The sequence below is a fragment of the Phyllobacterium sp. P5_D12 genome, assembly GCF_054049495.1.
The window spans coordinates 1-10,034 of the sequence record NZ_JBFUMG010000137.1; the positions used below are offsets into that span (position 1 = coordinate 1).

10 protein-coding genes are annotated in these 10,034 nt (G+C 58.0%); 3 read left to right on the forward strand and 7 right to left on the reverse strand.

Annotated features, from left to right (window positions below):
• The 4 genes from ACXJ5O_RS11440 to dut all read right to left on the reverse strand — a co-directional run.
• Positions 1–603: proline racemase family protein (locus ACXJ5O_RS11440; protein WP_457299998.1), on the reverse strand; the 603-nt coding region annotated here is incomplete at its 3' end.
• Positions 603–1,259, reverse strand: a complete 657-nt coding sequence (locus tag ACXJ5O_RS11445) for an HAD family hydrolase (RefSeq protein ID WP_457299999.1) — start codon at positions 1,257–1,259, stop codon at positions 603–605. The genes ACXJ5O_RS11445 and ACXJ5O_RS11440, both read right to left, overlap by 1 nt.
• A 4-nt stretch (positions 1,260–1,263) precedes the next feature.
• Positions 1,264–2,082, reverse strand: a complete 819-nt coding sequence (locus ACXJ5O_RS11450; RefSeq protein ID WP_457300000.1) for an isocitrate lyase/PEP mutase family protein — start codon at positions 2,080–2,082, stop codon at positions 1,264–1,266.
• A 29-nt stretch (positions 2,083–2,111) separates the two neighbouring features.
• Entirely contained in the window at positions 2,112–2,597 is a 486-nt protein-coding gene (dut, locus tag ACXJ5O_RS11455) for a dUTP diphosphatase (RefSeq protein ID WP_457300001.1), read from the reverse strand.
• A gap of 215 nt (positions 2,598–2,812) precedes the next feature.
• Between dut and ACXJ5O_RS11460 the strand changes: the two genes are divergently transcribed.
• Positions 2,813–4,402, forward strand: a complete 1,590-nt coding sequence (locus ACXJ5O_RS11460) for a peptide chain release factor 3 (RefSeq protein ID WP_457300002.1) — start codon at positions 2,813–2,815, stop codon at positions 4,400–4,402.
• A 7-nt stretch (positions 4,403–4,409) separates the two neighbouring features.
• On the opposite strand, the gene ACXJ5O_RS11465 is transcribed toward ACXJ5O_RS11460, so the two are convergent.
• On the reverse strand, positions 4,410–6,122 hold the full coding sequence (locus ACXJ5O_RS11465; RefSeq protein ID WP_457300003.1) for a long-chain-fatty-acid--CoA ligase: 1,713 nt from the start codon (positions 6,120–6,122) through the stop codon (positions 4,410–4,412).
• Between the two features lie 10 nt (positions 6,123–6,132).
• Here ACXJ5O_RS11465 and ACXJ5O_RS11470 point away from each other — a divergent pair, with 10 nt between their 5' ends.
• Positions 6,133–6,678 carry a hypothetical protein gene (locus ACXJ5O_RS11470; protein WP_457300004.1) on the forward strand — a complete coding sequence of 182 codons (546 nt, stop codon included), beginning with the start codon at positions 6,133–6,135 and terminating at the stop codon, positions 6,676–6,678.
• 132 nt (positions 6,679–6,810) lie between these two features.
• Entirely contained in the window at positions 6,811–8,445 is a 1,635-nt protein-coding gene (locus ACXJ5O_RS11475; RefSeq protein ID WP_457300005.1) for a Na+/H+ antiporter, read from the forward strand.
• Between the two features lie 66 nt (positions 8,446–8,511).
• On the opposite strand, the gene ACXJ5O_RS11480 is transcribed toward ACXJ5O_RS11475, so the two are convergent.
• A complete protein-coding gene (locus tag ACXJ5O_RS11480) occupies positions 8,512–9,429 on the reverse strand; it encodes an MBL fold metallo-hydrolase (RefSeq protein WP_457300006.1) in 918 nt (305 codons plus the stop codon).
• 242 nt (positions 9,430–9,671) lie between these two features.
• Positions 9,672–10,034: GMC oxidoreductase (locus tag ACXJ5O_RS11485; RefSeq protein WP_457300007.1), on the reverse strand; the 363-nt coding region annotated here is incomplete at its 5' end.

Consider the following 10,034-nt stretch of genomic DNA (forward strand, 5'->3'; position numbering starts at 1 on the left):
GGTCAGGATAGTTGCAGCGTCAATGAAATTTCTCGCCGGATCGCGGCCGAATTCGAGTCCAAACTGATGACAGTCCGCCAAGGCATAGAAGGCCCCGCCATAGGCCACATCGAAATTGATTTTGCCGAACCCCGGCAGCTCGATCATCTGGTCGCCAGCATAAAGAAAGGCAGGCACGCTCTCGAATGAGACACCGCCGGATTTGCCGTCGCGTATTTCGACCGATGCCACGACCATGCCGCACGGGCATTCGATGTGGACTGTCGTCACGGGCTCCACCTTCGCCACAATCCCGTAGTCGACAGCGTAGCGGCCGAGCGCCATGATGGCGTGGCCGCACATGGTGGAATAGCCTTCATTGTGCATGAACAACGCTGCCAGGTCGGCGCCGGGCAGGTTTGGCTCGACCAGAACCGCGCCATACATATCGAAATGGCCGCGTGGCTCGAAGATCACTATCTTGCGGAGGTGATCCAGCCTGTCGCGTACATAGGCACGCTTTTCGAGGATCGTGCCCTTTGGCAGTTTGGGATAGCCGCCGGTGACGATGCGCAAGGGTTCGCCGCCGGTGTGCATGTCGATAACGGTCAAGGGCTCGGCCATCAGGCGACCCCCAGCATCGCCGGTAGTCGGCGCATATCATTGAAGAGAATGCCGCCGGCAGCCGCCAGACCCTTATGGTCTGCATGGGCATCGCCGCAGTAGGAAAACACGCGCATGCCAGCGGCTATCCCTGCCTTTGTTCCGGCAACGCTGTCTTCGATGACAACAGCCTTGGACGGCTCAAAACCCATTTCCTTGGCCGCATGCAGAAACAGATCAGGAAACGGCTTGCCGCGTGCAACCATCGAGGCGCTGTAGAGCACATCTTGAAAATGCCCGATCAGACCGGTCTTGCCCAGCGTGATATGCATTTTCTCGACATTGGCCGATGAAGCAACGCAGTATGGAAGTTCCGCCTTTTTGACCGCGGTGATGACCTCTTCGATATGCGGGATGGCCTCGACGCCGTTTTCGAAGATCACCGGTATTGCCTGATACCAGCGGTCGACGAAATCGTCACCGAGCAAATAGCCTTCGGCCTCGATCTTTTCTTTCACTGCACGCATGGGCATGCCGCAGAAATCTTTGCGGACAGCCTCGAAAGTGGTTGCGTAGCCGGAAGCATCGAGCATTTTGACGAGGTGGTGATTGCCGAGTGTCTCCGTATCGACCAGAACTCCGTCACAGTCGAAGATCACCAGCTCGGGTTTTGTCATTATTTCAGATGTCCTTGTCTGCGCCCTGCGAAAAGAGTTGCTGCAATTCGCCGAAGGGCATCGCCTGTTGACTGAATTCAAAAGTGCCTTTGTCCAATATCTCACGCGCTGCATCCCGGACCGCAGCAAAAGCGAAGGTCGTCAAATACGGACCAAGCGATATACGCTTGACGCCCGCCTCTGAAAGCTGCGCAACCGTGAAGGTGGGGCCGGCCATCACGTTGACCGGCTTGGAAACCGAAGAGCAGACTTGCCGGACAAGATTGATGTCGCGGATACCCGGCGCATAGAGAACGTCGGCGCCAGCTGCTTCGAATGCCTGCATCCGCTTGATCGTGTCGTCGATATCGGGTCTACCATGCAGGAAGTTTTCAGCGCGGGCGGTAAAGACGAAATCTCCCTTCAACGCCTTCGCCGCCTCGCTCGCTGCAGCGACACGCTCGACGGCAAGCGAGAACTCATAAATGGGATTGTGATCATCCCCGGAATAGTCTTCGATCGAACAGCCGGCGAGCCCTGCAGCTTGGGCCGCGAAAATCGTTTCGCCCGCGCTGTCGGGGCTGTCACCCTTGCCCTTTTCGAGATCGGCATTCATCGGAAGGCCCGTGGCAGAAATGAGATCCTTGCAATGCTGGATCATCATGTCAAACGGCACACCGCCATCCGGAAGACCACGTGAAAACGCAAAACCCGCGCTGCTTGTCGCAAGTGCCTTGAACCCGAGCGATGCCAGGAGCATCGTCGTCCCCGGATCCCATGGATTGGGCATGAGCAAAATCCCGGGGGCTTCATGCAGCTGACGAAAAACCCTGCCCTTGTCCATGACGACCTCCAGTGCGGACGTCCTTTATGCTAGGACGTACCTGTTGAACCGAACCCTCCGGTGCCTCGAACCGTCTCGCTGGCATGCTGCCGTTCTTCGACATCAAGCTGCACGACCGGAGCAAGAATGACCTGTGCAATACGCATGCCGCGTGTCACATAGAAATCGTCATCGCCGAGATTGATCAGCAATACTTTTACCTCACCACGATAGTCGGAATCAATCGTTCCGGGGGTGTTGAGACAGGTAATTCCGTTTTTCAGCGCGAGGCCCGAACGTGGCCGGATCTGCGCCTCGAAACCTTGTGGTATTTCAAAAATCAAGCCGCTGGGCACGAGCGCTCTCCGGCCGGGCAAAAGCAGCAATGGACGGTCTTCCGGCACGGCTGCCCGAAGGTCCATGCCGGCGGAGCCTGACGTTTCGTAGGAGGGCAATTCAAGATCCAGCCCATGCGGCAACCGGATGATACCGAGAGCGGGATTCTTGTGACGAGCGGAATCGGATATTTTGGACATGAAAAGACCTTTTTCACCAGACGGCGGCCACGGTCAACTCACAAGATATGAAGGGTATGTTGTTTACACATAATACGCGCCGACCAGCTCGACAAAGAACGGCTGACAAAAGTCCCCGTGACGATCATGCAGAGCACCTAGCAATCAACCATCGACTGCGAAGCCTGCGGCTGATAGAAGGCGCGCAACCGTTCCTTCATCGAGTTTGAGCTTCCATGTCTTCTGCCGACCACCCCGTTTCCAAGCGCCGTACCTTTGCGATCATCGCACACCCTGACGCCGGTAAAACCACACTGACCGAAAAGCTGCTGCTGTTCGGCGGAGCGATCCAGCTCGCGGGTGAGGTCAAGGCCAAGAAGGACCGTATCCAGACACGCTCCGACTGGATGAATATCGAGCGCGACCGCGGTATTTCGGTGGTCACTTCGGTCATGACGTTCGAGTATCGGGATTGCATCTTCAATCTGCTGGATACGCCTGGTCACGAGGACTTCGCCGATGATACCTACCGCACGCTGACTGCCGTCGATAGCGCGGTCATGGTTATCGATGCCGCGAAGGGCATCGAAGCGCGTACGCTCAAGCTCTTCGAAGTCTGCCGCATGCGCGATATTCCAATCGTTACCTTCATCAACAAGATGGATCGTGAAAGCCGCGACCCTTACGAAATTCTTGACGAGATCGAGCAGAAACTTGCGCTGGACACCGCGCCTATCACCTGGCCCATTGGCCGCGCCAAGAGCTTTGCCGGAACCTACAATCTGCAGAACAACACGGTGCGCCGGCGCGACGAGGAAGAGGTGCCGACGCCGGTCAATGGCCCGGAATCCTCCGCGGCGTCCGGTCTTTTGCCGGAAAACGAGCGTCAGGCCTGGATCGACGAGGTGACGCTGGCGCGAGACGCCTGCAATCCGTTCGATCTGCAGGCTTTCCAGGAGGGTCATCTTACTCCTGTGTATTTCGGTTCGGCGCTGCGTAATTACGGCGTGCGTGATCTGATCGAAGCCTTCTGCGATTATGGCCCCAGCCCGCGCGCGCAGGATGCGGATACGCGCAAGGTCGAGGCAACCGAAGACAAGATGACCGGCTTCGTCTTCAAGATTCAGGCGAACATGGATCCCAACCATCGCGACCGCATCGCCTTCCTGCGCGTCTGCTCGGGCAAGCTGTCACGCGGCATRAAAGCCAAGCTGGTGCGCACAGGCAAACCGATGAGCTTGTCTGCGCCGCAGTTCTTTTTCGCGCGCAGCCGCCAGATCGCCGATGAGGCGTGGGCCGGCGATGTGGTCGGTATTCCCAATCACGGGACGCTGCGTATCGGCGACACGCTGACGGAGGGCGAGGACCTTCTGTTCCGCGGCGTGCCCAACTTTGCGCCGGAAATCCTGCGTCGCGTGCGTCTCGATGATGCGATGAAAGCAAAGAAGCTGCGCGAGGCCCTGCAGCAGATGGCGGAGGAGGGCGTGGTCCAGCTCTTCCTGCCGGATGACGGCTCGCCCGCTATCGTCGGCGTTGTCGGCGCCCTGCAGATTGATGTTCTTACCGAGCGGTTGAAGGTGGAGTATACGCTCCCCGTTGGCTTCGAACCTGCCCGTTTTACTGTCGCGCGCTGGATTTCCGCGGACGATCCGGCAGAGTTGCAGCGATTCATCAATTCACATCGTGCCGATATCGCACATGATCTCGACAATGATCCGGTGTTTCTCGCCCAGAATACGTTTTCGCTGTCTTACGAAGCGGAACGCTGGAAGGCGATCCGCTTCGCCGCGATCAAGGATTATCAGGTTCGCGACAAGGCGGCGTAGCTCCCGATCAATCCCGCAGTTCGCGCCGTAATATCTTGCCTACATTGCTCTTCGGCAGCTCATCGCGAAACTCCACGATGCGCGGGCGTTTATAGTTGGTCAGTCGTTCGGCACAGAAAGCTTTCACAACCTCCTCGGTCAGCGCCGGATCCTTGCGAACGATAAAGAGTTTGACGATCTCTCCCGAATGCTCGTTTGGCACGCCGATAGCCGCCGCTTCGCGTATGCCCGCGTGCTCCATCGCCACTTCCTCAATCTCGTTCGGATAGACGTTGAAGCCCGAGACCAGGATCATGTCCTTCTTGCGGTCGACGATCTTGGTATAGCCGCGCTCATCCATGTAGCCCATATCGCCGGAACGGAAAAAACCGTCGGAGGTCATCGCCTTCTCAGTTTCGTCAGGGCGGTTCCAGTAGCCTGCCATGACCTGCGGACCGCGGATGCAGATCTCGCCGACTTCCATCAATGGGAGCTCCTTGCCGTCATCGTCGCGGATGGAGAAATCCGTTGAGGGGAGCGGCAGTCCAATCGTGCCAGAGAATTCGGTTGCATCGAGTCGGTTTGCCGAAGCCACCGGGGAAGTCTCCGACAGGCCATAGCCTTCTGTGATCAGGCAGCCCGTTACTTCCTTCCATCGCTCGGCTACCGGCTTCTGCACCGCCATGCCACCGCCAAGCGATAGGATCATTTCCTTGAAGTCGAGCTTGCGGAATTCTTCATTATTGAGAAGGCCGTTGAACAGCGTGTTTAGCCCCGGGAAAATGTGGAACTTGTGCTTCTGCAGCTCTTTGACAAAGCCGGGAATATCGCGGGGATTTGGAATGAGCACGTTCAGCGCACCTTGATCGATGCCCATCATTGCGTTCACTGTCAGAGCGAAAATGTGATAAAGCGGYAGCGCGCAAATGTAGACGATGTCCTTTGGGCGTCCTTTCACGCGAAACCCGACATCGCACCACAGGCGCATTTGTGCGACATTGGAAACGATATTGCTGTGTGTAAGGATTGCGCCTTTGGAAATGCCGGTGGTGCCGCCGGTATATTGCAGGAAGGCGACGTCAGCCCCTTTTACTTCAACGGGTTTCAGCTTCTGAGCTGCACCTTGAGCGAGTGCCGTCTTGAATGGCGTATGGCCCGGCAAAGACCATGCGGGCACCATCTTCTTGACGCGCCGCACGACGAGATTCACCAGATGGCCCTTCAGGCCCAGCATATCGCCCATCGCCGCTACGATCACGTGCTGAACAGGCGTCTTGGTGACCACTTTTGCGAGCGTTGAGGCAAAATTTTCCAGAATAATGATTGCCTTGGCGCCGCTGTCCTTCAACTGGTGTTCGAGCTCGCGAGGCGTATATAGCGGATTGATATTGACGACCGTCAGGCCCGCTCGAAGCATGGCAGCGATCATGATTGGGTATTGCAAAATATTGGGCATCATGACGGCGATGCGGTCGCCTTTGACTAGTCCGCGCGATTGTAGCCATGCAGCCATGGCGCGCGAATGGCGATTGAGATCGGCATAGGTCATGTTCTTGCCCATGCAGCTGAATGCGGGCTGGTCGGCATATTGCTTGTAAGCCCTCGCAAGCAAATCGCCAACCGACTCATATTGCGATGCAGAGATCTCCGCCGGAACACCTTCCGGATAGGATTTCACCCACAGGCGTGGCGAAGGCTTGGCGCCTGCTGCCTTGGCAGTCACGGCTTTTGGCTTTGCCACCGATTTCGCCTTGGCAGGCGTTGCTTTCGCAACCGGTTTTGCAGCGGGCTCCGCAACAACAGATTTTGTTGGAACAGCTGCTGCCTTCGCACGGGCAGTTCTCGGTTTCGCTGGGACTTTTACCGGAGTGTCGGTAGCTGCATTGACAGTCACCGCCTTTGCCTTCGCCGCCGGTTTGGCCTTGGCAGGCATTGCCTTTGCCGCGACTTCAGCGAGCGCACCGGCTTTTGCTCGGGCAGGCACCTTTGCAGCGCCTGCAGTTTTTGGTCTCGCAGAGGCTTTTACCGAATTGTCCGTTGTGGGCTTCCTGACATTACCGGTTTGCTTTTTCAAAGCTGGCGCGGCGGTTTTCACCACTTTATCAACTGGCGCTTTTGCCGCCGCGTTTTTGGTTGCTTTTGCCGGTGTTGTCTCTTTCGCCACATTAACCTCCCAGTTGATTTCCTTGAAGCCTGCGCGCAGTTCTCCAAACCCGCATGCATGCTACTTAACAACGCTATCTATTGCGAGAGGCAGGTTGCTTGCAAGTATTTACCTTGACGTAAACGTAAAATGATTGTGCCTCGTCCTTTGGCGAAATCGTGCAATTCATCTCTTCGGCACTATCTGGGCACAAAGTCGCCAAGGTTCGGCTCGACAAAGCACCCGCACTTCCTCCATCCTGTTCCCGATCAAAACTGGATTCTCCGTGGAAACAATAACCATTGTCCTGCTGATGCTCCTGGCCGTGGTGGTCAGCGATTCCATCATCCGGGTCCTTCCCCTTCCAGTGCCGCTGCCGCTGGTGCAGATCGGTCTTGGAGCGGCGATCGCCTTGGTGACGAACATTCGCGTCCAGCTTGATCCGGACATCTTCTTCCTGCTGTTCCTGCCGCCTCTGCTGTTCCTTGATGGCTGGCGCATTCCCAAGGAAGGTCTCTTCCGAGACAAGGGCATTATTCTCGAAATGGCGCTTGGGCTGGTTATTTTTACTGTTATCGGGGTCGGCTTCTTCGTCCATTGGATGATCCCGTCTGTGCCCTTGCCGGTCGCCTTTGCGCTTGCCGCGATCCTTTCGCCAACCGACCCGATCGCCGTTTCCGCCATTGCGGCACGCGTGCCGATTCCATCGCGCATGATGCATGTTCTCGAAGGCGAATCGCTGCTGAACGATGCGTCCGGCCTCGTCTGCATGCGCTTTGCAGTTGCCGCCATGCTTACCGGCGCGTTTTCGCTGCAGGCAGCATTCCTGACATTCCTCTGGCTGGCCTTTGCGGGAATTGTAATCGGTGTTGGTGTCACACTTGGCGTCACAAGGGGCAAGGCATTCCTGACCCGGCATCTTGGTGAAGAGAGCGGCTCGCAAATCCTTATCAGCCTGCTTATCCCCTTTGGTGCCTATCTCCTGGCAGAACATGTACATGCCTCCGGCATTCTTGCAGCCGTCGCCGCAGGCATCACCATGAGTTATGCCGAGAACACCGGCCAGTCTCTCGCCCTGACAAGGGTAAGACGCGCGGCCGTCTGGGACACTGCACAATTTGCTGCCAACGGCGCAATTTTCGTGCTTCTCGGCGAGCAGCTTCCGGGCATATTTTCAGGTGCGGTCGACAACGTCCATCACGTGGGGAGGGCGAGCTACTGGTGGCTGCCGATCTACGTGGTGGTTATCTATGCGTCGCTGGTTGCGCTTCGCTTTGCATGGGTCTGGGTCTCGTGGCGCGTCGCCTTTCGGCGGTCTTCCAAAAGTGGACAGCCCGGCGTGAGGCCAAATTGGCAGCTCGTCGCCGCCATGTCCTTTGCCGGGGTCCGCGGTGCCATCACCCTGGCTGGTATCCTGACGCTGCCGCTTTTCCTCAACGATGGGAGCCTCTTTCCCGCCCGCGATCTCGTGATCTTCCTGGCGGCCGGCGTCATTATTCTGTCCCTCATCATGGCAAGCATCTGTCTTCCGCGCGTGCTCAAGAATATCGACCTGCCGGTCGAAGATTCCCACCAGCGGGAGGAGGACTACGCCCGTATTGCCGCCGCAGAAGCCGCGATCATGGCTATTGAAAAGGCCCAGCACGAACTCGCATCCGGCCGCGCCGACGCCGATGCTTTTACCGATGTGGCCACGCAGATCATGGAGCTTTATCGCAAGCGCATCGACGGTCGCATGCACCTGGGTGAGGAACGCGAACAGGCGGCACGAAGCGAGGAAATCGGCAAACAGCTGCACATTACCGCGCTGAAGGCAGAGCGGCAGGAAATTTACCGTCTAGTGCGGGCGCGGCGGCTGGAAAGCACCGTCGCCAGCAAAATGGTGCGCGATATAGATTTGCTCGAGGCAAGATATAGCTGACCCTAGGGCGCAGGCTCACTAACCCTATGAGTACGCGCTCTAGTGCGGCTCCTAACCCAACAAGGGTCAGTAGTCCCAGAATATCGGTACCCAACGAAAAGTATCGCCGTCGGTCGCCACATGACCGACGGATGGGAACGGCAGGTGAGTGGCCACCAGCAGTTCGCCGGTCGCCGCCAGCTCCTTCAAAAGACGGACGCGGACACGCGCCGCCTCTTCGGGATCGTGTTCGAAGCCGTTGAACCAGTCGGGATGTTCGAACCCGACCGCGAATACGGCGTCGCCGGCGAACATCAGGCGGTCGCCGCCGGACGCGAGGCGCACCACGCTATGCCCTGGGGTGTGGCCGCCGGTGCGGGTGACGACCACCCCCGGCGCAACCTCGTACTCCTCCTCGAACGTCTGCAGATTGCTACGGTACTCTTCCGCAAACCGCTTGGCGGCGGCCCGAAGCGCGTCCGGGAACCCCTCCGGCATGGAGACGTGGGAGAAATCTGGGTGCGTCCAGAACTTGACCTCGGCGGCTGCAACGTGGATCCGCAAGTCCTTACGCAGTTGGTCCTTCACCCCGTCGACGAGCAGCATGCCAATGTGGTCCATGTGCATGTGGGTAAGCACCACGTCGGTAACGGACCCAAGATCGATGCCGGCGGCCGTTAGTCGATGGGCCAGTTGCCCGGCCCGCGGCAAATTCAAGTTCGGGTCGTCTCCCAGCCCGGCGTCGATGAGGATGGTCTTGCCGCCGCTTCGAACCACGACCACATTCAGCCCCCAGTCGAGCTTATCCGTCGGCAGGAAATTGTAGTTGAGCCAAGCCGCCCGGTCGGCAGCATCGGCGTTGTGGCCCAACATCTTGCCTGGCAACGGTAGTACCCCGTCGCTGATCACCATGACGTCGATCTCGCCGATCTTCAACGCGTAGCGCGACGGAACCAACTCGTCTGGGGCCGATTTAGCGGGAAGTGAAGTGTGTTGTAGGTTCATGTTTGCCTCCTGTGTTTGCTGACCGCCGCCTTACACACGGCATCCACGAAGCTACGTTGAGGCGTGTTCGCGGTAAATTGGGGTCGAGGGGTAGGGCGAGCCATACCACGGTATAGGTCCTGCCATTCAAGTTGCGGGGCGTCGAATAACCGGGGTGGATGCCGGCGGCAGCGCCGCGGCAACAGTTTTCGAATGGCTATCGTTGGAACGGTATGTCGGAAGCGTTTTCGACTTCGAGCGTGCTATTCACTGTCTTCCAGAACAAGTTCTGCTCCCTTGGCACCTACCATCATGGCAGCGGCGTTGGTATTGCCGGAAATGATATTGGGAAATATCGAGCAGTCGATGATACGCAGGCCCTCTACGCCGTGAACCCGCAAACGCGGATCGACCACCGATTGCGCCGGATCCGGGCCCATGCGACAGGTGGAAACGGGATGGTAGACCGTGCCACTGCGCCGCCGGAAATCCGTGATCAATTCATCATCGCGCCGGCAAGCCGCGCCCGGCAGCAATTCCTCCACGATCAGCTTGGACATTGTCGGCGTTACGGCGATCTTGCGCAGGAATTTCACCGCGTCGAGCATCTCAGCCACGTCATGGTC

Bases quoted from the DNA above. Each gene is read 5' to 3' on its own strand.
- ACXJ5O_RS11445 (WP_457299999.1), bottom strand. From the start codon at position 1,259: ATGACAAAACCCGAGCTGGTGATCTTCGACTGTGACGGAGTTCTGGTC.
- ACXJ5O_RS11450 (WP_457300000.1), bottom strand. From the start codon at position 2,082: ATGGACAAGGGCAGGGTTTTTCGTCAGCTGCATGAAGCCCCCGGGATT.
- ACXJ5O_RS11480 (WP_457300006.1), bottom strand. From the start codon at position 9,429: ATGAACCTACAACACACTTCACTTCCCGCTAAATCGGCCCCAGACGAG.
- dut (WP_457300001.1), bottom strand. From the start codon at position 2,597: ATGTCCAAAATATCCGATTCCGCTCGTCACAAGAATCCCGCTCTCGGT.